The organism is [Clostridium] ammoniilyticum (genome assembly GCF_025566905.1).
GTDB classification, from domain to species: domain Bacteria; phylum Bacillota_I; class Bacilli_A; order Erysipelotrichales; family Coprobacillaceae; genus Faecalibacillus; species Faecalibacillus intestinalis.
This window is the reverse complement of the sequence record NZ_JAOQJR010000017.1, coordinates 17,303-41,426: the sequence shown is the minus strand read 5'-3', so window position 1 is coordinate 41,426 and position 24,124 is coordinate 17,303. Positions and strand designations below refer to the sequence as shown.

Genomic DNA, 24,124 nt, shown 5'->3' with positions numbered 1-24,124 from the left:
GATTTAATGGAAAGAGGTTTGTTAAAAAATTCACTTTTATTTTATGAAAGCGTTGACATTTATTTTTACAGTTATATAATTTACTTGAGTTAAATAAATATTTACTATGGTAGAGGAGGAAAAAGAAAATGGCTAAGAGTTTATTTGATAAGACATACATAGGTAAAATGAAATTAAAAAACAGAATTTTCATGTCACCTATGGGAACAACAGGAGAAGCTGATGGAGCTTATTGTAATGAAGGTATTGATTATTTTGAAGAAAGAGCAAAAGGTGGCGCTGGTTTAATTATTACAGGTGCTAACGTTGTTTCGACAAAATATGAACCAAGACCATGTACAGAACTTTCTGATTTCCATCATGTAGAAAGATTAAATATGTTAATTGAAAGATGTCATGCTTATGGAGCAAAAGTCTGTGTACAATTATCACCAGGTTTAGGACGTCAACAATTTACCGATCCTTTTACACCACCTTATAGTGCGGGTAGTGTAGGTGCATTCTGGTTCCCAAATTTAATTTGTAAACCTTTTTCAAAAGAAGATATTCATTATTTAGTAGAAAAAGTAGGGTACAGTGCTTCACTTGCTGTAAATGCTGGTGCAGACTGCGTTGAATTACATGCGTATGGAGGATATTTATTAGATCAATTCCATTCTGTTCAATGGAATAATAGAACAGATGAATATGGTGGAACACTTGAAAATCGTATGCGTTTTACATTGGAATGTATTGAAGCAATTAAAAAGAACGTTCCAGATACAATGCCTGTACTTGTTAAATTTACACCACATCAAAGAGTAGAAGGCTTTAGAACCATTGATGAAGGTATTGAAATGGCTAAAATCTTAGAAAAAGCAGGGGTTGATGCTTTACATGTTGATACAGGATGTTATGAAGAATGGTTCCAAGCGATTACAACTGTTTATAGTAAAGAAGGATATAAACTTGATGTACAAAAAGCAATTAAAGATATTGTAAGCGTTCCAGTATTAGGTGATGGGAACCTAAAAGATCCTGAAGTGGCTAAAAAAGCTGTTGAAGATGGTATTTTAGATTATGTAGGACTTGCTCATCAAATGTTAGCTGATCCATATTGGCCTAAAAAAGTCAAAGCACATCATGAAGAAGATATCGCTCCATGTGTTGGATGTAATGAATGTTTACTTGCTGGATTTAGTGGAAAACACTACTATTGTGCAGTAAACCCATTATGTTATGCAGAAAAAGCTTATGCTTTACCACTTCCAAATGGTCAAAAACGTAATGTATTAGTTATTGGTGGAGGTCCAGCTGGTATGATGGCTGCCATTACTGCAAAACGTCGTGGTTTTGATGTTGATTTATATGAAAAAGAAGATAAATTAGGTGGAACTTTATGGCCTGCAGGTGGTCCTGATTTTAAAGCGGATGTTTTAAAATTAATTAAATACTTAGAAACACAATGTCAAAAATTAGGAGTTAATATTCATTTAAATACAGCAATTACAAAAGATAATCTTGAAGGAGATTATGACAAAGTTATTTTAGCTGCTGGTTCAACTCCTGCTATGCCACCAATTACAGGTATTGATACAACAGTTCTTGCGAGTGATTATTTAACACATCAAGCAACAGTTGGTAAAAAAGTTGTTGTTATTGGTGCTGGTCTTGCTGGAACAGAAGCTGCTTGTGATATTGCTGGAAAAGATGGAGATGTGACATTAGTAGAAATGTGTCCAGATATCTTATTTACAGCAAACCATTGTTTAAACAACGATCAACATTTAAGAAAAATGGTTAAAGATCGTGGTGTTAAAGTTGAAGCAAACGCTAAAGTAACAAATATTACACCAACAAGTGTTACATTTGAAAGAGATGGACAAACAATGACGCTTGAATGTGATACTGTTTTAAATGCTGTTGGATTTAGACCTAATAATCAATTAGAAGATTTATTAGATGAAAAATATGATGAAGTTGCTGTTATTGGAGATGCTGTTGCACCAAGAAAAATTTTAACTGCAATTCATGAGGGATATCAAGCAATCCGTGTGATGGAATAGGAGATAATAAAGATGATTAGTTTTGATTTAACAGGAAAAGTAGCGGTTGTTACAGGAGCTTCAAGTGGACTTGGACAACAATTTGCAAGAGCATTGAGTGAACAAGGATGCGATGTTGCTATCCTTGCACGTAGAAAAGAAAGATTAGAAGAATTTTCTAAAGAATTGAAACAAAATGGACAAGATTGTTTACCTGTTTCATGTGATGTTACAGATGAAGAAAGTATTAAAAATGCGATTAAAGCTGTCGTAGATCATTTTGGAAAAATTGATATTCTTGTCAATAATGCAGGCGTTGTTGAATACTCAAGTGGTCTTCATGATCATACAACGGCACAATGGGATAAAGTTTTAGATACGGATTTAAAAGGTGTTTTCCTCATGGCAAGAGAAGTTTCAACTATTATGATGAAACAAAAATATGGAAGAATTATTAATATTTCATCGGTTGGTGGTATTCAAGCTGGACCTGCTCAAGTAAGTTATTTTGCGGCTAAAGGCGGGGTTGTCAATCTTACAAAAGCCATGGCTGGAGATTTAGCCCCTTATGGTATTCTTGTTAATGCGATTGCACCAGGTGTCTATGATACAGAAATGACACATGATGCTTTAGATGCACCGGGTTCTCTTGTTTTAAAAAACAGAGTAGCTCTTAAGAGATTTGGTCGTGAAGGTGAAATGAATGGAGCACTAATTTACTTTGCAAGTGACGCTTGTACTTATACAACAGGACAATTACTTGTTATTGATGGTGGAATGACAAGCATGCTTTAAAATAAAAAACAATATCCATATGGTGTGGATATTGTTTTTTTGCATAAACAAGAACATTTTTTGCAAAAAAAAATAAAAAAGTATGATAATAAGGTATGAAATTAGATAATTGTTTTCAATTGTATACAAAAATGCAACATTCTGTTGAAATCAAGAAAGCCCTTTGATATAATACAAAGGTGCTTTAAGAAAGTTTAAGTAGGGAATTGTTAAAACTAGGAGGAAAGGGAAATGAACTTATTAAAGAAATCTTTATCTGTTCTTGCTGTTGCTGCAATGGCTGTATCCTTAGCTGGATGTGGTGGTTCAAGTAGCTCAAGCAAAAGTACAGAAAGTGGCGAAAAAGTATTTCGCTTTGGTCAATCTAATCCAAAAGTTGGTTTAGATATGCAAACTAATACTAACTCAGGGGCTTCTTCTGTTGCTGACAACGTATTAGAAGGATTATATCGTTGGAATGATGACAATAAAGAAGAATGTGTTCTTGCTAAAGACATGCCAGAAGTATCTGATGATGGATTAACTTATACAATTACACTTAAAAAAGGTGTTAAATTCTCAGATGGTTCTGATTTAACTACTGAAGATGTTAAATATACATTCGAAAGAATGTTTACACCAGCAACAGGATGTACAAATACATATATGTACAACATGATTACTGGTGCTCAAGATATGTTAGATGGTAAAGCTACTGAATTAAGTGGTTTTGAAACAGTTGATGATTACACTTTTAAATTACATATTGATTACAAATTTGCACCATTTGTTGCTAACTTAGGTATGGACTATGCTTCAATTTATCCTTCTGATGCATGTGCTGCTGCTGGTGAAAACTGGGGTAAAGGAACTAACTTAATTGGTACTGGTCCTTATGTAATTAAAGAAAATGATGAACAAACTAAAGTTGTAATGGTTCCAAATAAAAAATATCATGGTAAAAAACCTAACTTAGATCGTTTAGAAATTGTTTATATTGATGACTACAGTACAAAAATGATGGAATATGAACAAGGTAACATTGATATGTGTGACTTAGATACTTCATTATTAGATCAATATAAAGATAGTGATTTAAAAGATGAAATTACTCAAGTAACTCCATTAGGTACATATTTCTTATCAATTAAAGATAATGATCCAGTATTAAGTAATAAAGCAGTTAGAGAAGCAATCTCATTAGCTATTAACCGTAAAGAATTATGTAGTACCGTATTAAATGGTGCTGCTGAACCAGCTTCATCATTCTTAAACCCAGGTGTTCCAGGACATGATGACAAATTAAAAACTTATGAACATAACGTTAAAAAAGCTAAACAAGTTTTAGCTGATGCAGGTATTTCAAACCCTACATTTACTTGCAAAGTTAGACAAAAAGAAGAAAAAATCGCTACTGCATTACAAGCTTACTTAAAAGAAGCAGGAATTACTATGAATGTAGAAACAATTGATGCAGGTATTTGGTCTTCAGCTAGAGCTGCTGGTGAATTACAAGCTACAGTTCTTGGTTGGTTCCCATTATATGCAGATGCTGATAACCAAATGTATACTTATTACTATTCAGAAAACGCTGTAGGAAAAGGTGTATTCTACAATAATCCTGAATTCGATTCATTAATGAAAGAAGCTCGAGAATCAAATGATTCTGATAAACGTGTTGAATTATACAAAAAAGCAGATTATATCTTATCTCGTGAAGATTATGGAACAATTCCATTATATTATGGTAAGTTACAATTTGTTGCTAAACCATATGTAAAAAATGCTAAATTAGGAAACTTAATTTATCATTTATATAACATTGATATTGATTTATCTAAAAAATAGTAAATGAAATTAAATAAGTGTTAATCATATATGGAATGCAGCAATGCATTCCATATATTTATTGTAGGAAAAAGGAGGAAAAATATGGCGAAGTATTTACTAAAACGTGTATTACAAGCTATTGGTGTCGTTTTTTGTATTTCGTTAATCACATTCTTTGTGTTAAACATTGTGCCTGGTAATCCAGTTGAAATCATGTTAGGTGAGTTCGCTGATCAAGCAACGATTGCACGTGTTACACATGAAATGGGATTAGACCAACCAATTTATATTCAATATTTCAGCTGGTTAGGAAATATGCTTCAAGGAAACTTTGGAACATCCTATTTCCAAAATAAACCAGTAATTGATATTTTAACAAGTTCATTTTTAGTAACGGCTAAGCTTGCTGGTATTGCTTATATATTAGCTGTTGCTTTAGGGGTAGTAGTAGGTGTTGTGGCTGCCGTTAATCATGGTAAATGGGTTGATTCGGTTTTAATGACAATTTCTGTATTTGGTATTTCAGCTCCCGCATTCTGGATTGCTATCATCTTACAAATTGTTATCTGTTTGAAATTTAATCTATTACCTTTATCAGGTATTGATAGTTTTAAATCATTTATCTTACCAGGTATTGCCTTAGGTACAAGATATGCAGCAAGTATTGCTCGTATTACAAGAACAAGTATGTTAGATGTTTTATCACAAGATTACATTCGTACAGCTGAAGCTAAAGGTTTAAAAGGTTGGGTTGTTACAATTAAACACGCTTTACGTAATGCGTTAATTCCAATCATTACAATTGCAGGATCTGATTTAGGAAACATCTTAACAGGATCTGTCTTAGTAGAATCTGTATTTTCAATTCCTGGAATTGGAAAAATGTTAGTAGATAGTATTAATACACGTGATTTACCAATCGTCCAAGGTGGCGTTATGTATATTGCGGTTATTTGTGTCATTATGTATTTAGTAGTTGATTTACTTTATACAGTAGTCGATCCAAGAATTCGTTTAGGAAAGGAGTCATCATAAAATGTTTAAAAAGAAAAAAGATCAAACATATCAAAGTTATTGGTCAATCAGTTGGAACATTTTCAAGAAAAATAAAGTAGCAATGGTATGTTTATTCATCGTTATTCTTTTATGCTTAATTGCTTTATTTGCACCATTGATTGCTCCTTATGATCCAAACAAACAAGTTCTTACAGATCGTTTAATGAAACCTTGCGGACAACATTGGTTTGGTACAGATGATTTAGGAAGAGATATTTTCTCAAGAATTATTTATGGATGCCGTGTTTCTTTAAGTGTTGGTATCATTTCACAAATTATCGCGACAGTTATTGGTTATACAATGGGTGTTTGTGCCGGATATTATGGTGGAAAAGTAGATTCTGTTATTTCATTTTTAATTCAAGTATTTTCATCTTTTCCATTCTTATTATTTGCGATGGCAATCATGTTTGTTTTAGGACCAGGTTTAATTAACCTTTACTTAGCGCTCGGTCTTTTAGGTTGGGCTTCAACAGCCAGACTTATCCGTGGGGATGTTATGCGTCTTAAAAAGATGGAATACATCGATGCATGTAAAGTCAGCGGTGGAAATAGTTTTAGAATTATCATGAAACATTTATTACCTAACTGTTTATCAACATTAATCGTTACTGTAACATTAGGTATTCCAAATGCAATTATGTCAGAGGCATCATTAAGCTTCTTAGGTTTAGGTGTTAAAGCACCAATGGCAAGCTGGGGTTCAATGATTAGTTTTTCACAACCATATATTCGTAGTGCAACATACTATTCAGTAATTCCAGGTTTAGCTATTATTATTACAGTATTAGCGTTCAATATGTTAGGTGATGGATTAAGAGATGCGCTTGATCCAAAATTAAGATCGTAAAAAGGGGAAAAGATATGAGTGAAAATAAAGAATTATTAGAAGTCAAAGATCTTGGTATTACCTTCTTTACAGATCGTGGAGCGCTTCCTGCTGTACAAGAAGTAAGTTTTAGTATCAAACCAGGAGAAACTTTAGGAGTAGTTGGAGAATCTGGTTGTGGTAAAAGTATGACTGCTTTATCATTAATGCAATTAATTCCATCTCCTCCAGGTAAAATTACTGCTGGTGAAATTATGTATAAAGGAGAAGATTTATTAAAGAAATCTCCTAAAGAAATGAGAGATATTCGTGGTAAAGAAATCTCAATGATTTTCCAAGAGCCAATGACATCCTTAAATCCAGTTATTACTGTTGGAAAACAAATTATGGAAGCTGTTTTAACTCATGAAAAAATGAGTAAACAAGAAGCTAAAGAACGTGCTTTAGAAATGATTAAACTTGTAGGTATTCCAATGCCTGAAAAAGTATTTGCTTCTTGTCCTCATCAATTATCTGGTGGGATGAGACAAAGAATCATGATTGCGATGGCACTTTCTTGTAATCCATCATTATTGATTTGTGATGAACCGACAACAGCATTAGATGTGACTATTCAAGCACAAATCTTAAAATTAATTAATAAAATGAAAAAAGAATTAAATACAGCTGTATTATTAATTACACATGATATGGGTGTTATTTCAGAAATGGCAGATAACGTAATCGTTATGTATGCAGGTAAGATCGTAGAATATACAAATGTAGAAGATTTATTTAAAAATCCTTTACACCCTTATACTATTGGTCTAAGAAGATCAATCCCTGATATCGATAGCGATGATCAAGAAGAATTGGAAGTTATTCCTGGTTCTGTACCAATGCTTTATGAACTTCCAAAAGGATGTTTCTTCGCACCACGTTGTAAACACGCTAAAGAAATCTGTCATCAAGAATGTCCAGCAATGATGGAACATGGTGAAAACCATTTAGTTCGTTGTTGGAAATATCATGAAAGATGGAATAAGGAGGATGTAGAAAATGGAAAATAATCAAGACGTTTTATTAAAAGTAGAACATTTAAAGAAATATTATTCTATTAAATCATCTTCTTTAAGAGGTAAAAAAAGTGTTGTTAAAGCGGTAGATGATATTAGCTTTGATGTTAAAATAGGAGAAACTTTTGGGATTGTTGGTGAATCTGGATGTGGTAAATCAACAATGGGTAAAAGTGTAATCCGTCTAATTGAACCAACTGAAGGAAAGGTTATCTTAGATGGTCAAGATTTTACAAGCTTAAAAGGTAAAGAATTACAAGAAGCACGTGATAAAATCAAATTGATTTTCCAAGATCCTTATGCTTCTTTAAATCCACGTATGACAGTTAAAGATATTATTGCTGAACCAATTGATATCGCTAAATGTTATAAAACAAAAGAAGAACGTGATGCACGTGTTGTGGAAGTTATGAAACAAGTTGGTTTAAATTTAGATTACATGTATCGTTATCCTCATGAATTTTCAGGAGGACAAAGACAACGTATTGGGATTGCCCGTGCAATTGCTTTACAACCAAAATTGATTATTTGTGATGAACCTGTTTCAGCGTTAGATGTTTCAATTCAAGCAAAAATAATTAATTTATTAAATGAATTACAAGAAAAAATGGGTATTGCTTATATCTTCATTTCCCATGACTTAAGTGTTGTAAAACATATTGCTGATAGAGTAGGAGTTATGTATTTAGGTAATATGATGGAAATGGCAGATACTGAATCACTTTATGCCAAACCATTACATCCTTATACTCAAGCACTATTTTCAGCAATTCCAAGAATTGGAAAAGAAAGAATCGAAGATAAACAAATATTAGGTGGCGATGTGCCAAGTCCAGCCAACCCACCAAAAGGATGTCGTTTCTGTACAAGATGTCCGAAAGTAATGGATATTTGTAAAACAGATAGACCCGATTTTAAAGAAGTAGAACCAGGTCATTTCTGCGCATGTCATTTATATGATAAAAAGTAAAAGAGGTATTATAAAATGGAAATGAATATTGACAAAAAAGAATTAGTTGAATTATGTGAAGAATTTATTAATGTACCAAGTCCAGTAAGTTATTATGAAGAAGTTGGTGCTTTATTAGAAAAAAAAGCAGCTGAATTTGGTTATGAAGTGACTTATGATCGTAAAAGAACAGCTTACATTACTTTAGAAGGTGAAGATAATTCTAAAACAGTATGTATGGGTGCTCACTTAGATACAATTGGTTTAGTTATTCGTCATATTGATGATAACGGTCATTTAATTGTAAGACAATTAGGTGGTGTTAACTACCATAGTATGGAAGGTGAAGGCGTTACTATTATTACAAGAGATGGACGTAAATATAGAGGTATGGTTATTTGTAAAGCTCACTCAGTTCATGTATTTGAAGATGCTAGAACAATGCCAAGAGATGAAGACCATATGGAAGTTATCTTACATGAAGATGTTCATTCTAAAGAAGAAGTTATGGCTTTAGGTATTGATCATGGTGATGTGATCTCTGTAGATCCTCATTTTGAATATACACCATCAGGATATGTTGTTTCGCGTTATATTGATGATAAAGCTGCTGTTGCTGCTTTAATTGAAGTAATGGCTTACTTCAAAAGAAATAACTTAAAACCAAAATATCGTACATTATTAGCTTTCCCAATTTATGAAGAAATCGGACATGGTGGAGCTTATGTACCAGAAGAAGTAGAAGAATATGTTGCTTTAGATATTGGATTAATTGGGCCTGATTATCATGCTGATGAAAAAACAGTAAGTATCTGTGCTAAAGATAACTATTCTCCATATGATAGAGAACTTACTACAAGAATTATCAACCAAGCTAAAAAAACAAACTTAAATTATTGTGTTGATGTTTTCTTCCATTATGGAACAGACGCTAATGCTGCAATTCGTGCAGGTAATAATGTTTATGCTGCAGCATTTGGTATGGCTGTGATCAATTCACATGGTAAAGAACGTTGTCATATTGATTCAATCGTAGATACAACAAAACTTGCGATTGCATATGCCTTAGATTTATAAAAAAGCGGAGCTTTTGCTCCCTTTTTAAATGATTGATAACTGTATACAATATACAATTTTAATGGAATATACGTAAAAAAATCCCTTTATTTGCTTAGAATGTATTTACAATAATACACATGAAATGTATAATTGTATACAATCGTAATAAGGGGGACGTAGAATAATGAATTTAGCGTATAAAATCTTAAGTGCTAAACTTAAAAGTGGTGAGTTAGTCGCTGGTCAACAAATAGGGATTCAAATTGATCAAACATTAACTCAAGATTCAACAGGGACAATGGCTTATTTACAATTAGAGGCAATGGGAATTGAACATGTAGCGGTTGAAAAGGCAGTTGCATATATTGATCATAATATGTTACAAACAGGATTTGAAAACATGGATGATCATGAGTTTATTCGTAGTGTAGCAAAAAAACACGGAATTACTTTTTCTAAACCAGGAAATGGTGTTTGCCATCAATTGCAATTAGAAAACTTTGCAAAACCAGGAAAAACATTAGTAGGTTCTGATTCACATACACCAACATGTGGTGCGATGGGAATGATTGCTATTGGGGCAGGAGGATTAGATGTCGCTGTAGCAATGGCAACAGGTACATATTATTTACAATGTCCAAGTGTTGTTAAAGTAAATTTAGTGGGTAAAAAAGCAAAATGGGCTTCGGCTAAAGATGTTATTTTATATATTTTACAACAATTATCTGTCAAAGGTGGAGTCAATAAGATTATTGAATACACTGGAGAAGGTTTAAAAGAATTATCATTAACAGATCGTGCAACTATTTGTAATATGGGTGCTGAATTAGGGGCAACGACTTCTGTCTTTCCAACAGATGAAATTACTAAAGAATATTTAATTCAACAAGGAAGAGAAGAAGATTATGTTGAATTAAAAGCAGATGAAGATGCTACATATGATGAAGAAATCACCGTTGATTTATCAAAATTAGTACCATTAACTGCTAAACCACATAGTCCAGATGCAGTTGTACCAGTAAGTGAATTAAGAGGAATGAAAATCAATCAAATAGTGATTGGTTCATGTACAAACTCATCACTTCCAGATATGTTAAAAGCAGCTAAAATCTTAAAAGGAAGAAGAGTAGCAACTCATGTATCACTTGTTATTGCACCAGGTTCTTCTAGTATTCTAGCAATGCTTTCTAAATGTGGAGCTTTAGCGGATATGATTGCCTCTGGGGCAAGAATTCTTGAATGTGGTTGTGGACCATGCATCGGTATGGGGCAAGCACCACTTTCTAAAGGTGTTTCACTTAGAACTATCAACCGTAACTTTAAAGGACGTTCAGGAACAAATGATGCTAGTGTTTATTTAGTATCACCTGAAGTGGCTGCTTTAAGTGCAATCAAAGGATATTTAACGGATGAATTTGAAGATGATATGTATTTAGACGATATTGAAAATACACCATTTGTGAAGAATAAGAATTTCTTTATTGATGAATATGATCCTCAAAATGAAGTTTATATGGGACCAAATATTAAACCAGTTCCTCGAGGAGATAAATTACCAGATACATTTAAAGGTAAAGTATGTTTAAAAGTAGGAGATAATATTTCTACAGATCATATTGTGCCATCTGATTCTAAATTACTCCCATATAGAAGTAATGTGCCACATCTTGCTAAATTCTCTTTCTGTAAAGTAGATGATCAATTCTATAATAGATGCATTGAAAATGGTGGAGGATTTATTGTTGGTGGAGATAACTATGGTCAAGGTTCTTCACGTGAACATGCAGCCCTTGTTCCTAATTATTTAAAGATCAAAGCAATTTTTGCTATTTCATTTGCAAGAATTCATCGTTCGAACTTAATTAATAATGGTATTTTACCACTTGTTATTAATCAAAAAGATTACGATTTCTTTAATGATCAAGATGAATATGAATTAATTAATTTATTAGATAGTGTTGAAAGTAATAAAGATATTACTGTTATCAATAAAACAAATAATCAAACAATTACCGCAAAATTAAAATTATCATCAAGAGAAAAAACAATGATTCAATATGGTGGTCTATTAAATGCAATTAAAGAATTAGGAGGTGACTTTTAATGAAAGCAGTATTAATTCCAGGCGATGGAATTGGAAAAGAAATTTCACAAAGTGTTGTTGACATTACAAAAGCTATGAATTTAGATATTGAATGGGTAGAATATCAAGCAGGTGCAGAATATGCTGTTAAAACAAAAGAAGTCTTTGAACCAGGACTTGTAGATGCTATTAAAGAATATAAATGGGCATTAAAAGGTCCAACAGCAACACCTATTGGTACAGGATTTAGAAGTGTCAATGTTGCTTTAAGACAAAAATTTGCGACTTATGCTAATGTTAGACCAATTCGTTCTTTTAAAGGAATTGATTCTAAATATGAAAATATTGATTTAGTCATGATTCGTGAAAATACCGAAGATCTTTATAAAGGTATTGAATATATGGTGGGTGATGATGTTGCTCATGGTATTAAATTAATTACTAGAGAAGCAAGTGAAAAAATTTGTCGTTATGCTTTTGAATATGCAAAAGCAAATGGTAGAAAAAAAGTCACAGCCATTCATAAAGCGAATATTATGAAATTTACAGATGGATTATTCTTAGAATGTTTTAGAAATGTAGGTAAAGATTATCCAGAAATAAAAAAACAAGAAGTAATCATTGATAATATGTGTATGCAGCTTGTTTTAAGACCAGAAACATTTGATGTATTGGTTGCTCCTAATTTATATGGAGATATTGTTTCTGATTTATGTGCAGGTTTAGTAGGTGGATTAGGATTTGCTCCTAGTGGAAATATTGGAGATGAATACCGTATTTATGAAGCTGTTCATGGTAGTGCTCCTGATATTGCAGGACAAGGCATTGCCAATCCAAGTGCTCTTCTTTTAGCGTTTGCTTTAATGTTAGAAGCCTTAGGACAAAATGATCAAGCAAATAGACTACGTGATGCACTTTCAAAAGTCGTAGAAGAGGGAAAAATTGTAACGTGTGATATTGGTGGACATGCTTCTACAAAGGAATTCACGCAAGCAATTATAGATAGGTTATAGTATGAAAAAAAATATTTTAGAAAATGCAGGACATGGTTCCTTAGGACATCGTATCTTTTGTATTTTAAGAGATAAGATTTTAAATGAAGAATATGAAAAAGGACAAAAATTAAATGAAGTTGTTCTTTCTAAAGAACTAAATATTTCTAGAACACCTATTAGAGAAGCTTTAAAACAATTAGAGTTAGAAGGATTAGTTAAAAGTATTCCTAATAAAGGAGTTTATGTATTAGGTTTTTCATCAAGAGATATTGATGATATGTTAGAAATTCGTGTTGTTTTAGAAAGTTTATCTGTACAACTTGCTATTGATCGTGTTACTCAAGAAGAATTAGATAGAATTAAAGAAATCTATGATTTATTAGAATTCTATGCTGAAAAAAATGATCAAGAAAGATTTACAGAAGTAAACATTGATTTCCATGAAGCTATTTATAGAGCAACTCATTCACAATATTTTGAACAGTTATTGTCAGATATTAACTATTATATTCATGTTACTTCCAGACATTCAATTAAACAACCAAATCGTTTAATTGAAGCAGCACAAGAACATAAAGAAATTTATGAAGCGATTGTAAAGAAAGATAAAGCACTTGCAAAAGCAAATGTAGAAAAACATATTAGAAAAACACAATCTTTAGTAAGAAACTACTATGATGAAAAAGACGAAGCAACAGAAAAATAGTGCGAGAGAGGGAAACCTCTCTTTTTTATAAATTGTAATTCTTAAAAAATGTGTTATTTTAAGAAACTGAAAAAAAGAAGATGATGTTTTGAATACGTTTAAAGAAAGAAGTAATTATCTAAAAGCAATCGCATTGATGTCAATCTTTACTTTTATTTTTCCAGGAATAGAGTATTTATTTGTTGACATGATTTCTCTTTTAGTTTCTGAAAATAGAGTTGTTTTATCACAAAATTATGTATTAGGAATGAGTTATCTAGGATTTATTTTATATCCCTTATATAATCGTTATTTTAAAGGATTATCTCGTAAAATATGTATCGTAATCAGTACCACTATTATTGGACTGATTACCATTTTTTATTTACATCCAATCTATCCACTTACACTTATAACAGGACTTGTCTTATTTCTTTTTTTAGGAGGGTTAGGTAGTATTACTTCTTCATCATATTGGAATAAACGCTATGGTAGCCAAAAAGGAAGCTGGGGAAATCTTATTGATTCCTTTAAAGAAAATACAAAATATGTCTATAGTATATATCTTAAATTAAATGATAAAGGATATAATGAAAATTACTATTTTGATAAAAATACAAAGCTAATCATTAATGGGAAAACAATTGATCTTCCTCTTGAGTCAATAAATGTTGATGAATTAGAAGGAGGTACTATTTGGTATTCTAATGTTTTAGAAATGACCCCAGAATTACAAAACATTAAAATAGAAACATCACAAGAAACGAAAAAAAATACAAATACAAAAGTGAAAACAGGCGATCATACCAAGTATATGGTCTATATGGGATTAATAGGGTTAAGCTTATTAGGTGCTTATTGTATTATTATGAAAAACTATATTCATTAACCATACAGAAATCATGGTACAGTTTCTTTTTTTTTTGACAAAGTGTTATAATAAAAATCGAATTGGGAGGAGAGTTATGGAAAGAAAAGAGTTTTCAATTGCACGTTTTTTAAGTTCAAAAAGTCGATTTGATAATATTGTATTATTAGAAGGCTTTATTGTTGGTATATTAGCAGGGGTTGTGGCAGTTATTTATAGATTGATGTTATCTTATGGTGAAAAGATTGCCTATTTTGTTGTCGATTATATTAAAAATAATACATTTCATTTATGTATTTGGATCATTTGTATTTTAATGATTGGTTTTATTATTTCTAAATTATTAAAATATGAATCTTATATTTCAGGAAGTGGAATTCCACAGGTAGAAGCTGAAATGATTGATCAAATAGACGAAAAATGGTATAAGGTCATCCTTGCTAAAATGATAGCAGGAACACTTTCAATAGTTGGCGGTTTATCTCTTGGTAGAGAAGGGCCAAGTATTCAACTAGGAGCTATGATTGGAAAAGGACTAGCTTCTGTATTTAAAAGAATGAAATTAGAAGAAAAGTATCTTTTGACATGTGGGGCAGCAGCAGGGCTTTCGGCTGCATTTAATGCACCATTAGCTGGTGTCTTGTTTGCCTTAGAAGAAATTCATAAAAACTTTTCACCACTTGCCTTAGTAACTGTTATGGTTGCTTCACTTACAGGAGATTTTATTAGTAAAAATATTTTTGGGATGACACCATCTCTTTATTTTCCACTTGTTGAAAGTTTACCTTTAGGTCAATATGGATTTTTAATCATCTTAGGAATTATTGCAGGTTTATTAGGTGTGCTTTATAATAAAACAACAATGTTTACATTAAAACTTTATGATAAAATCACTTTTTTAAAGAATAATCAAAAGATTTATATTCCTTTAATTATTTCTATTGGCTTTATGATTTTCTATCCAGATGTTTTATGTGGAGGACATCATATTATTGATTTACTTCATGAAGGAAATTATGTTTTAAGTTCTGTTTTATTGCTCTTGGCTATGAAATTTATTTTTTCATTGATTTCTTTTGGATCAGGAGCTCCTGGAGGTATTTTCTTTCCACTATTAGTTCTTGGAAGTTTAATAGGTTGTGGATATGCTCTTGTTGTTACAACTTATTGTGGTGTACCAGCTATGTATTTTAATAACTTTATAGTTGTAGCGATGGCAGGACTTTTTGCAAGTATTGTTCGTGCACCGATTACAGGCATTGTTTTAATTGCTGAAATGTGTGGTAGTTTATCACAATTTTTACCAATTGCTGTATGTAGTTTTGTCGGCTATATTGTAGCAAATATGCTAAGATGTGAACCTATTTATCATAGTTTATTAAACCGTATGATCAAAAATGGCAATCATGAAATTTCACTTGAAGAAAAAGAAATTCTTCATTATTCAATTGAACTTGGTTCATGTTGTTTAGATCAACCAATTAAAGATTTAGGCTTACCGAAAGAATGTGTCATTATTTCAATTAATCGAGGAATTGAAGAAATTGTTCCTCGTGGGGATACCGTTTTACATTTAGGAGATCATCTGACAATCTTAGTGAATAAAGAAAATAGAGAAGTAACAAAAGATATTTTACATAAATTCTTTACATTAGAAATATAGGTGATGATATGTTTAGAAAAATAAGAAGAAAAAAACAAGAGCTAACTGAAAAACAATGTTTAGATATTTTAAGACGTGCCAAAACAGCCACGCTTGCTTTATCAGGGGATGATGGTTATCCTTATTCAGTACCGATGAATTTTGTTTATGAAGATGGGAAAATCTATTTTCATGGTGCTAAAGAAGGACATAAAATAGATGCTATTAAGAATAATCCGAAAGTATCAATGAGTATTATTGATCAAGAAGATGTCATTGAAGAAGAATTAACAACCTATTTTAGAAGTGTCATTCTTTTTGGGAAAGCAAGAATCTTACAAGAAGATGATGAAATCTATCATGCGATTGAAACATTAGGTTTGAAATATAATGAAGATGAAGTTACTGTTGAAAAAGAAATACAAAGAGAATGGAAAGCTCTTTGTTGCATAGAAATTACTATTGAACATATTTCAGGAAAACAAGCAATTGAACTTGTTAATAAAAACTATCAAGATCTGTTTTAGATTCTTGATAGTTTTTTTGTAAGGACATTGTCCTTATTTTTTTAATGTCTTAATAGTATCAATCAGTTCAACATCTAAAGAAGAAAGATAATTGAAGGCTTGTTGATAGATATCGTCTTTTAAAAGGGCATCAGGGCTATGGGCATCAAAACCAATGATGGCCTTGTTTTTATATTTACTTGCAATTTTCCAAAAAGATTCATTAGGATAATGTCTACCAGACATAAACCCTAAAAGATTAAATTCTAAAGGCATATCTTTTTCTTTAGCATAAGCACATAAACGTGACATTTCTTCTTGATAAAGTTTTGAATCTTTATCATAGTAAACAAGATCAGGATGAGCTATATAACTATAAAGACCTGTATCGATTGCTTTAATACAATGATCTACATAAGCTTTTAAATAGTATTCATTGACAGGACTTCCAAAGTATTGATGAAGTTCATCTGTTTCATAGTAATGGTTTCCTAAAATAATGTAATCAATTTGTTTATCTTTTAACATCTTTTCAAGCCAAGGCATATATCTTTCAAAATATTCACATTCTAATCCAATTAAAATAGAAATTTGATCTTTATATTTTTCTTTAAGATAACGAATGCTTTCAATATAATCATCTAATTGACTTTCAGGCATACGCATTGTTGCTTTAAAAGAAGAATCATAATGCCAAGGTGTATGATCAGAAAATCCTAATTCTTTGATGCCAGCTTTAATAGCTGCTTTTACATATTCTTCATCTTTTCCACTAGCGTGATAGCATCTCGTGGTATGGGTATGATAATTATTTTTATTCATGGTTTCACCTCGAAAATATTATAATACAAAATTATGATGTAATAAAATTTATTTTTGTACTTAATCTTAAATAAAAATAAAAAAAGGTTAACATTTAATATGGAAATTTTCTTAATGTGTAGAATATTATGAACCTAGTGTGTAATTGCTTACAATTTAAAGTGATGATAAGATTTAAGTGTCAAAAAAATAATGTACATAGATTTTGACGGGAGACTTAAACTGGACGCAGTTTAGCAGATAAAAAGAGAGGAGTATACATGTTTTTTAATGAAAAGATTGCACAATTTCACATTTTAGCTAGTTCGGCTGAAGAAGTGATTGAAATAGCTGCAAATGAGTTATATCAAAGAGGAGTAGTGAAAAAGAATTTTCTAGAAAATGTATTAAAAAGAGAAAATGAATTTCCTACAGGATTGAATACGGGAAAATATTGTGTAGCTATCCCTCATACAGATTCAGATTATGTAAATAGATCACAAATAGAATTTGTCTCATTAAAAGAGCCGGTGTATTTTAAAAATATGGCAAATAATGATGAGAAAATTCCAGTCACATTGGTGTTTATGATTGCTATGTCTGCCCCTCACGAACAAGCAGAAACATTGACAAAATTAATGGAAATGTTTAGTGATCAAGTGCTTATGAAAGAATTAGATGAATGTGATAATATTGAAACATTTAAAAATATATTACAAAGAAAAAATATTAAATAGTTAAGGAGAAATAAATATGATTGCGGATGCAGTAACTTGGTTTATTGGTTTAGGCTCAGTTGTGTTTATTCCTATTATTATTATCATTTTAGGATTAATCGTAAGAGTTAAACCTTCAAAAGCTATTATAGCAGGTATTACAGTAGGAATTGGTTTTATAGGTTTAAATATGGTTACAGGTTTTTTACAAGAGGTATTAGGACCTGCAATTAAACTTATGGTAAAAAATTATGGTTTGACATTAAGTATTATGGATTTGGGTAGTGGAACAGCAGGACCATTAAGCTTTTCTACAACATTAGGAGTATTGATTATTCCTGTAGCATTTATTTTAAATTTAATTTTAGTTTGGACAGGAATTACAAAAACATTAAATGTAGATGTTTGGAATTTATGGCAACCAGCATTAATTGGTGTTATGGTTTGGGGCATTACAGGTAATTATGTATATGGTGCAATTGCAATGATTCCAGGGTTTTTATTACAGTTGCTACTTGCGGATTTATCACAACCGTTATTAAGTAAATTCTTTAATTTCCCAGGAATTGCGATTACGCATTTAATGGCATTGTCTGGTATGGTTTTAGCAGTACCTCTAAATTGGCTTTTTGATAGAATTCCTGGATTAAAAGATTTAGATGTTGATCCAGAAACAATTCAAGAAAAATTTGGATTAATTGGTGATCCTATTATTATTGGGTTTGTAATTGGTGTAGTAATTGGTTTATTAGCTGGTTATGATTTTGGTGGATTCATGACATTAGGGGTTCAAATGGCAGCGGTATTAAAAATTCTTCCAAAAATGGTTGGAATGTTTATGGAAGGTTTAACTCCAATTGCTGAAGGAACTCAAGAATTTTGTAAAAAATATTTACATGGTAAAGTTGTTAATATTGGAATGGATGCAGCATTAACAGTTGGAAACTCAGCAGTTATGGCAACAGCACTATTATTAATTCCAGTAACACTCTTTATTTCAGTAGTATTACCAGGAAATAAAATCTTACCTTTTGGCGATTTACCAACATTAGTATTTGCATTATCTTGTATGGTAGCAGCATTTAAAGGAAATATTTTAAGATCAGTTATTGGATGTGGAATTTATTCTGCATCAATGCTTTATTTAGCAACATGGTTAGCTCCTGCATTAACTAAAGCTTATCAATTAGCACAATATAGTGTTGGATCAAGTGGACTGGTATCTTATGTTTCAGCAGGGTTATGGCCAAATGCATTAATGGTATTTATTGGACAAGTATTTTCACTTCCAGGAATTTTAATTATTACAGTTGTTATTTTAGGATTATTATTCTATGTAAATAAGATAAAAAAATTTAATGCATAAAATAATTGCGTGAAAGGATAAATATTATGAAAAAATTACTTATTATGTGTGGAGCGGGTCATGCTACTTCAACAGTTGTAAGAACAAAAGTTAACAGATGGTTAAAAGAAGAAGGATTAGAAAATCAAGTGGAAATTAAACAATCAGCTGTTGGACAAGAATTAGAATCTATAAAAAATGGAGAATATGATATTGTACTATCAACAACACAAGTTCCAGATGATATTAAGGATAAAGTAATTATGGGCGTACAATTATTAACTGGATTTGGTGCTGAAGCGGTGTATGTATCTTTAAAGGAGAAAATTTTAAAATGAAATTTTTGCATGAACAACTTAAATTAAAAACAGTTTCAAATAGACCGTCATATCATAATATAACAAGTGATGTTAAAAAAATATTTGAAAAAAGTCAAATAAATAACGGTGTTGTTATTGTTTCTTCACCTCATACAACTTGTTCAGTATATTTTGATGAATATATGCATGATGTAAATTACTATGGGGATGATTTATTACAAGTAGATTTAAATGAAGTATTAGAAAAGATTATACCGACACAAACAACCGAAGGACAATATCATAGCCCTGGACCAGAACATATTAAATATGGAATGGCAAAAACAGATCCTAATTATCCTGCTTTAGAGTGGACAATGTTGAATACAGATGGTCATTTGCGCTCTGATTTGCTAGGAGCAAGTGAAAGTTTTATTGTTAGAGATGGTAAACTTTTAATTGGTGAAGTAGGTTCAATTTATTTTGTGGATTTTGATCAGACAAGAGAAAGAAATAGAATGTGCAATATTATGGTAATGGGGGAATAAACAATGTTAGAAAAAGATATTCAGTTTGTTATTGATGCTGAAAGTGAAGAATTAAAAAAACTTTCTCATTATTTAGATTATAGAAGTGTTGAAACATTAATTGAAAAAATAAAGGATAATGAAGGAAATATATTTGTTTCTGGTTGTGGTACATCAGCAATGGCTGCAAAAAAAATTGTACATACATTTCAAGTGATAAATCAAAAAGCATTTTATGTGAATCCTTCGGATGCAGTACATGGAGGATTAGGTGTTGTAGATAAAAATGATATTTTCATTGTTATTTCAAAAGGTGGTAATACGAATGAGCTTGTGTCTTTTGTAGGAAATGTTAAAAGTAAAGGTGCTTATTTGGTTTATGTTGGGGAAAATGAAAGTTCAAGTATTTGTAAAGTTGCAGATTTATTTTTAAAGGTTAAAATTGAAAAAGAACCAGATGCTTATAATATGTTAGCAACAGCGAGTACATTAGCGGTTATTTCGTTGTTTGATGCTATTGCTATTTATCTTGAAAAAAACACTTCATTTTCACAAGAGGTATTTTTAGTCAATCATCCTAGTGGAGAAGTTGGTGATCGATTGAATAAAAATGTTGGTAAATAGTTAGAAAGTAAAATATTAATTATATTAACATAGAGGAGGCAAATATGAAAACGAGACAACTAAAAATATTAAATTATTTGTTAGTACAGGATGATTATGTTCCTGCTCAAATATTGGCAGATAAGTTTGATGTTACTCCTAAAACAATTTATATTGATATTAATGTATTACGAGATGAGTTGAAATCCTATAATTTAGAAATAGATAAAAGGCCTTATCGTGGAATAAAAGTTATTGGTAAAAAACAAGATATCAATAAAGCATTAGAAAAAGCTAATACTTTAAAAGAAATTGAAACAGACAATAAATTTGACATAGATGTTCGTAGAAGAAATCTATTTATTAATATTATTGTAAAAGGAAAAGGTGTTTCACTTCAAAATATTGCTGAAGAATACTATGTTAGTAAAACGGCTATTTTAAATGATTTAGATTATCTTACAAAAAGTTATTTAAAACAATTTCATGTTTCATTTAAAACAACAGATAAAAAAATTATTGCTGTAGGTTCAGAATTTAATATTCAATCTGCAGCAATAGATTATTTATTAAATACAATTACGTTCCATAAAGTTCCATTTGTAGATTTTTTTGGAAATGATTTGTATGATTTAATCTTAGAGGTGTTTAATGATATAATTTCATTTAATAATATTCAAATAACTGATTATTATAAAAATGCTTTCACTGTTACTTTACTTGTATTTATCTATAGAAATAAACATGGTTATCATATAGGTGACGAAGAATATATTAATACAGACGGAATGTTGTTTATTTCAGATTATCCATTTGTACAAAGAATTATTGAATACTTAGAAGAAAAGGCGGATATTCATTTAACAGGTGAAGATAAAATAATTCTTACTAAGTATTTAGCATCGTATAGAATGACAAAGATAGATGTTGATAAAAGCAAATACCATCTGCTTATAAATGAAATAATTAATCGATTAGAAAAAACAGAAAATATAGTAATATCTAATAGAGATGAATTAGAAAAACAATTATATCAACATATTCCTGCAATGATTATGAGATTAAAAAATGGTGTTAATATTGTTAATCCTATTTTATGTGAGATAAAAACAAGATATCTACCTTTATTTACAGTTTCATGGTATGTTTTATCAATTATTGAAAGTACATTTGACTGTATTTTAACAGATGATGAAGTTTCTTTTATTACTATATATTTTCAAATTGCTATTAATAAATCTGCAGTATCTCATAAAATTCTAGTTATTTGTCCATATGGAATAGCATCATCAAAATATATCGTTAATAGATTACGATCTGTCCTTCCTAAATATGATGATATTCAATCCTGCAGTTTAAGTAATTTGAAACAGATTAATATGAATAATGTAGATCTTATAATTAGTACAACTAGTGAATATTTTAATTCACAAATACCAGTTGTAAAAGTAAGTCCATTTTTAGATAATATAGATTATGCAAATATTTTTGATGTATATGCAAAAAATGTTTTTATTAAAACTCCAAGGCTTAATGAAACAATAAAAAGTAATAAAATAAAACTATCTACTTTGAAAAAATATATTAAACCAAAATATCTATTTTTTAAATCTGCATTAAATTCAAAAAAAGAATGTATGGATTTTATGATTGATATATTACAACAAAATAAAGCAGTTAAAAGTGGATTTAGAGAATCTGTATATAAAAGAGAAGAACTAGGTGATACAGTTTTAGAAAATAGTGTTGCATTACCGCATGGGGACCCGGCAACTGTTATTAATACAAGTATTATTATAATGACCCTAACAAATCCTATTAAATGGGGAAATAATTATGTTGATATGATAGTGATGTTAGCTGTTCCTAATAATATGGAGTCTGAATTTAATCAAATTGTTTTGGAAATATATGATCTTGTATCGAATAAGAATATTATAAATGAAATTAAAAAAATAGCGAATAGAGCTGATTTTATAAATTCATTAAAAGAATAACGATGTAGAGATTGAGAAAAAGGAGAAATAATATGGTTAAAGTTGCACCTTCTCTTCTTTCAGCAAATTTTACATGCTTGAAAGATGATATAGAAAAAATTGAAAATGGAAAAGCTGATTGGCTTCATTATGATGTTATGGACGGACATTTTGTTCCGAATATTTCTTTTGGATATAGTATTTTAGAAGATGTTTCTAAAGTGACAAATTTATTTTTAGATGTTCATTTAATGATCAGTGAACCTCAAAAGTATGTCAATGAATTTATTAAAAGTGGAGCAAACCTTATTGTTTTCCACATTGAAGCAATGGACAATAAAGAAGACACTTTAGTACTTATTCATCATATTAAAGAAAATGGTGTCCGAGTAGGAATAAGTATTAAACCAAATACACCAGTTGATACAATCCAAGATTATTTATCTTTATTAGATGTCGTTTTAGTCATGTCTGTTGAACCTGGATTTGGTGGGCAATCCTTTAAAGAAATTGCTTTAGCCAAAATTAAAGATTTAGATACTAGAAGAAAAGAAAATAATGATCGCTACTTAATTGAAGTAGATGGTGGAATCAACGAAACAACAGGAAAAAAATGTAAAGATGCAGGTGTTGATGTATTAGTTGCTGGAAGTTATATATTTAATAGTGATGATTATGCACAAAGGATTGCTTCTTTAAAATGAAAGCAGAATTAGCAAGAAAAAATAATACATGTATATTATTTTATAAAGAATCTTATATAAATAAAAAACTGTAAAGAATACTCATAAATAAAATATGAGTATCTTTACAGTTTTTATATTATAATCCAAGTTTTGCTTTCATAGCAGCTAATTCATCTTCAACAGAAGCGTCACTACCGTTTGATGTATACTTATCAGCAAGAGTAGAAGCAGCACTTGTATGTGCATTTAATTCAGCTTCTGCAGTAGCTGCATCAAGCATTTTTTCTGCTTTCTTTTCATAGCGTTCAAATGATTCCATAGAAGATTTTGCTTTATCTCCACCAGAAACAATTTTATTAATATGTTCTTGAGCTTTAGCAGAAGCAACTGTTGCTTTAATAGCATCTCTTCTTGCTTCTAATGTTTCGATATCGTTTACTAATTTATCATGCATTTGACGCATTTTATCAGCATTGGCATGAGTAAGTTCTTGTGTTTTTTTGTATGAAACAAGATTGCTTTCATATTGTTGTTTTTTAGCAATCAATGTTCTTGCATCATCTTCATTACCTGCTTTTAATGCATTTTGTGCAGCAGTTGTATATTTAGTGATCTCTTCTTCACATTCTTTAACTTGTCGATCAGCACTTTTAGCATCAGCAATAATGTTTGCTGTTTCTTTTTTGACTTCAGCAAGATCTTCTCTTAAATCTCTTAATGTTTGATCAATCATTTTAGCTGGATCTTCACATTTGTCTAATAAGGCATTAATATTGCTTTTCATAATATCAGTAAATCTTGTTAAAATTCCCATAA

General features: G+C 30.6%; 23 protein-coding genes. 21 read left to right on the top strand and 2 right to left on the bottom strand.

The features are described from left to right. Positions 1 to 128 precede the first annotated feature (128 nt). From OCV55_RS12570 to OCV55_RS12505, 14 genes are all read left to right on the top strand, one after another. Positions 129 to 2,045 carry an NAD(P)/FAD-dependent oxidoreductase gene (locus OCV55_RS12570; protein ID WP_147580788.1) on the top strand — a complete coding sequence of 639 codons (1,917 nt, stop codon included), beginning with the start codon at positions 129 to 131 and terminating at the stop codon, positions 2,043 to 2,045. Positions 2,046 to 2,057: 12 nt separating this feature from the next. Next, positions 2,058 to 2,819, top strand: coding sequence for an SDR family NAD(P)-dependent oxidoreductase (locus tag OCV55_RS12565; RefSeq protein WP_106988313.1), 762 nt, complete (start codon positions 2,058 to 2,060; stop codon positions 2,817 to 2,819). A gap of 231 nt (positions 2,820 to 3,050) precedes the next feature. Beyond that, complete coding sequence (locus OCV55_RS12560) at positions 3,051 to 4,646, top strand: ABC transporter substrate-binding protein (RefSeq protein WP_048924956.1); 1,596 nt, start codon at positions 3,051 to 3,053, stop codon at positions 4,644 to 4,646. An 84-nt stretch (positions 4,647 to 4,730) separates the two neighbouring features. Continuing rightward, the gene (locus OCV55_RS12555) at positions 4,731 to 5,663 is read left to right on the top strand and encodes an ABC transporter permease (RefSeq protein WP_032089613.1); all 933 of its coding nucleotides are present in this window, start codon (positions 4,731 to 4,733) and stop codon (positions 5,661 to 5,663) included. Position 5,664: 1 nt separating this feature from the next. Then, positions 5,665 to 6,534 carry an ABC transporter permease gene (locus tag OCV55_RS12550; RefSeq protein WP_048924954.1) on the top strand — a complete coding sequence of 290 codons (870 nt, stop codon included), beginning with the start codon at positions 5,665 to 5,667 and terminating at the stop codon, positions 6,532 to 6,534. 14 nt (positions 6,535 to 6,548) lie between these two features. Beyond that, the gene (locus OCV55_RS12545) at positions 6,549 to 7,562 is read left to right on the top strand and encodes an ABC transporter ATP-binding protein (RefSeq protein WP_032089614.1); all 1,014 of its coding nucleotides are present in this window, start codon (positions 6,549 to 6,551) and stop codon (positions 7,560 to 7,562) included. After that, entirely contained in the window at positions 7,552 to 8,538 is a 987-nt protein-coding gene (locus OCV55_RS12540; RefSeq protein WP_022001687.1) for an ABC transporter ATP-binding protein, read from the top strand. The genes OCV55_RS12545 and OCV55_RS12540 overlap by 11 nt, the downstream gene beginning before the upstream one ends. Positions 8,539 to 8,553: 15 nt before the next feature. After that, on the top strand, positions 8,554 to 9,594 hold the full coding sequence (locus tag OCV55_RS12535; protein WP_032089615.1) for a M42 family metallopeptidase: 1,041 nt from the start codon (positions 8,554 to 8,556) through the stop codon (positions 9,592 to 9,594). Between the two features lie 166 nt (positions 9,595 to 9,760). Continuing rightward, positions 9,761 to 11,680, top strand: coding sequence for an aconitate hydratase (locus OCV55_RS12530; RefSeq protein ID WP_147580787.1), 1,920 nt, complete (start codon positions 9,761 to 9,763; stop codon positions 11,678 to 11,680). Further along, positions 11,680 to 12,672 carry an isocitrate/isopropylmalate dehydrogenase family protein gene (locus OCV55_RS12525; RefSeq protein ID WP_147580786.1) on the top strand — a complete coding sequence of 331 codons (993 nt, stop codon included), beginning with the start codon at positions 11,680 to 11,682 and terminating at the stop codon, positions 12,670 to 12,672. Before OCV55_RS12530 ends, OCV55_RS12525 begins: the two co-directional genes overlap by 1 nt. A gap of 1 nt (position 12,673) precedes the next feature. After that, entirely contained in the window at positions 12,674 to 13,360 is a 687-nt protein-coding gene (locus OCV55_RS12520) for a GntR family transcriptional regulator (protein ID WP_147580785.1), read from the top strand. A gap of 88 nt (positions 13,361 to 13,448) precedes the next feature. Further along, the gene (locus OCV55_RS12515) at positions 13,449 to 14,228 is read left to right on the top strand and encodes a hypothetical protein (RefSeq protein ID WP_147580784.1); all 780 of its coding nucleotides are present in this window, start codon (positions 13,449 to 13,451) and stop codon (positions 14,226 to 14,228) included. A 76-nt stretch (positions 14,229 to 14,304) separates the two neighbouring features. Next, positions 14,305 to 15,870, top strand: coding sequence for a ClC family H(+)/Cl(-) exchange transporter (locus OCV55_RS12510; protein ID WP_147580783.1), 1,566 nt, complete (start codon positions 14,305 to 14,307; stop codon positions 15,868 to 15,870). 8 nt (positions 15,871 to 15,878) lie between these two features. After that, entirely contained in the window at positions 15,879 to 16,376 is a 498-nt protein-coding gene (locus OCV55_RS12505) for a pyridoxamine 5'-phosphate oxidase family protein (RefSeq protein WP_147580782.1), read from the top strand. A gap of 33 nt (positions 16,377 to 16,409) precedes the next feature. On the opposite strand, the gene OCV55_RS12500 is transcribed toward OCV55_RS12505, so the two are convergent. After that, complete coding sequence (locus tag OCV55_RS12500; RefSeq protein ID WP_147580781.1) at positions 16,410 to 17,177, bottom strand: histidinol-phosphatase; 768 nt, start codon at positions 17,175 to 17,177, stop codon at positions 16,410 to 16,412. A 260-nt stretch (positions 17,178 to 17,437) separates the two neighbouring features. Here OCV55_RS12500 and OCV55_RS12495 point away from each other — a divergent pair, with 260 nt between their 5' ends. Genes OCV55_RS12495 through rpe form a run of 7 tightly spaced genes read left to right on the top strand, consistent with a single transcriptional unit; the run spans position 17,438 to position 23,326 of the window. Continuing rightward, positions 17,438 to 17,893 (top strand): PTS sugar transporter subunit IIA, encoded by a 456-nt coding sequence (locus OCV55_RS12495; RefSeq protein WP_117347595.1) that lies wholly within the window; start codon positions 17,438 to 17,440, stop codon positions 17,891 to 17,893. Positions 17,894 to 17,909: 16 nt separating this feature from the next. Continuing rightward, the gene (locus tag OCV55_RS12490; RefSeq protein ID WP_117347594.1) at positions 17,910 to 19,238 is read left to right on the top strand and encodes a PTS galactitol transporter subunit IIC; all 1,329 of its coding nucleotides are present in this window, start codon (positions 17,910 to 17,912) and stop codon (positions 19,236 to 19,238) included. Between the two features lie 26 nt (positions 19,239 to 19,264). Further along, positions 19,265 to 19,555, top strand: coding sequence for a PTS sugar transporter subunit IIB (locus tag OCV55_RS12485; RefSeq protein ID WP_117347593.1), 291 nt, complete (start codon positions 19,265 to 19,267; stop codon positions 19,553 to 19,555). Then, complete coding sequence (locus OCV55_RS12480) at positions 19,552 to 20,064, top strand: YjbQ family protein (protein WP_117347592.1); 513 nt, start codon at positions 19,552 to 19,554, stop codon at positions 20,062 to 20,064. Before OCV55_RS12485 ends, OCV55_RS12480 begins: the two co-directional genes overlap by 4 nt. A 3-nt stretch (positions 20,065 to 20,067) precedes the next feature. Next, complete coding sequence (locus OCV55_RS12475; protein WP_147580780.1) at positions 20,068 to 20,667, top strand: KpsF/GutQ family sugar-phosphate isomerase; 600 nt, start codon at positions 20,068 to 20,070, stop codon at positions 20,665 to 20,667. Positions 20,668 to 20,711: 44 nt separating this feature from the next. Next, entirely contained in the window at positions 20,712 to 22,643 is a 1,932-nt protein-coding gene (locus tag OCV55_RS12470) for a BglG family transcription antiterminator (protein ID WP_147580779.1), read from the top strand. 32 nt (positions 22,644 to 22,675) lie between these two features. After that, positions 22,676 to 23,326, top strand: coding sequence for a ribulose-phosphate 3-epimerase (rpe, locus tag OCV55_RS12465; protein WP_117347589.1), 651 nt, complete (start codon positions 22,676 to 22,678; stop codon positions 23,324 to 23,326). 118 nt (positions 23,327 to 23,444) lie between these two features. On the opposite strand, the gene OCV55_RS12460 is transcribed toward rpe, so the two are convergent. Next, complete coding sequence (locus tag OCV55_RS12460) at positions 23,445 to 24,122, bottom strand: PspA/IM30 family protein (RefSeq protein ID WP_032089623.1); 678 nt, start codon at positions 24,120 to 24,122, stop codon at positions 23,445 to 23,447. Positions 24,123 to 24,124: the final 2 nt, after the last annotated feature.

Excerpts from the sequence above, each read along its gene's own strand:
- OCV55_RS12520 (WP_147580785.1), top strand. The coding sequence starts at position 12,674 with ATGAAAAAAAATATTTTAGAAAATGCAGGACATGGTTCCTTAGGACAT.
- OCV55_RS12555 (WP_032089613.1), top strand. The coding sequence starts at position 4,731 with ATGGCGAAGTATTTACTAAAACGTGTATTACAAGCTATTGGTGTCGTT.
- OCV55_RS12535 (WP_032089615.1), top strand. The coding sequence starts at position 8,554 with ATGGAAATGAATATTGACAAAAAAGAATTAGTTGAATTATGTGAAGAA.
- OCV55_RS12530 (WP_147580787.1), top strand. The coding sequence starts at position 9,761 with ATGAATTTAGCGTATAAAATCTTAAGTGCTAAACTTAAAAGTGGTGAG.
- OCV55_RS12475 (WP_147580780.1), top strand. The coding sequence starts at position 20,068 with ATGTTAGAAAAAGATATTCAGTTTGTTATTGATGCTGAAAGTGAAGAA.
- OCV55_RS12480 (WP_117347592.1), top strand. The coding sequence starts at position 19,552 with ATGAAATTTTTGCATGAACAACTTAAATTAAAAACAGTTTCAAATAGA.
- OCV55_RS12565 (WP_106988313.1), top strand. The coding sequence starts at position 2,058 with ATGATTAGTTTTGATTTAACAGGAAAAGTAGCGGTTGTTACAGGAGCT.
- OCV55_RS12500 (WP_147580781.1), bottom strand. The coding sequence starts at position 17,177 with ATGAATAAAAATAATTATCATACCCATACCACGAGATGCTATCACGCT.
- OCV55_RS12540 (WP_022001687.1), top strand. The coding sequence starts at position 7,552 with ATGGAAAATAATCAAGACGTTTTATTAAAAGTAGAACATTTAAAGAAA.
- OCV55_RS12560 (WP_048924956.1), top strand. The coding sequence starts at position 3,051 with ATGAACTTATTAAAGAAATCTTTATCTGTTCTTGCTGTTGCTGCAATG.
- OCV55_RS12550 (WP_048924954.1), top strand. The coding sequence starts at position 5,665 with ATGTTTAAAAAGAAAAAAGATCAAACATATCAAAGTTATTGGTCAATC.
- OCV55_RS12510 (WP_147580783.1), top strand. The coding sequence starts at position 14,305 with ATGGAAAGAAAAGAGTTTTCAATTGCACGTTTTTTAAGTTCAAAAAGT.
- OCV55_RS12470 (WP_147580779.1), top strand. The coding sequence starts at position 20,712 with ATGAAAACGAGACAACTAAAAATATTAAATTATTTGTTAGTACAGGAT.
- OCV55_RS12570 (WP_147580788.1), top strand. The coding sequence starts at position 129 with ATGGCTAAGAGTTTATTTGATAAGACATACATAGGTAAAATGAAATTA.
- rpe (WP_117347589.1), top strand. The coding sequence starts at position 22,676 with ATGGTTAAAGTTGCACCTTCTCTTCTTTCAGCAAATTTTACATGCTTG.
- OCV55_RS12525 (WP_147580786.1), top strand. The coding sequence starts at position 11,680 with ATGAAAGCAGTATTAATTCCAGGCGATGGAATTGGAAAAGAAATTTCA.
- OCV55_RS12460 (WP_032089623.1), bottom strand. The coding sequence starts at position 24,122 with ATGGGAATTTTAACAAGATTTACTGATATTATGAAAAGCAATATTAAT.
- OCV55_RS12495 (WP_117347595.1), top strand. The coding sequence starts at position 17,438 with ATGTTTTTTAATGAAAAGATTGCACAATTTCACATTTTAGCTAGTTCG.
- OCV55_RS12490 (WP_117347594.1), top strand. The coding sequence starts at position 17,910 with ATGATTGCGGATGCAGTAACTTGGTTTATTGGTTTAGGCTCAGTTGTG.
- OCV55_RS12485 (WP_117347593.1), top strand. The coding sequence starts at position 19,265 with ATGAAAAAATTACTTATTATGTGTGGAGCGGGTCATGCTACTTCAACA.
- OCV55_RS12505 (WP_147580782.1), top strand. The coding sequence starts at position 15,879 with ATGTTTAGAAAAATAAGAAGAAAAAAACAAGAGCTAACTGAAAAACAA.
- OCV55_RS12545 (WP_032089614.1), top strand. The coding sequence starts at position 6,549 with ATGAGTGAAAATAAAGAATTATTAGAAGTCAAAGATCTTGGTATTACC.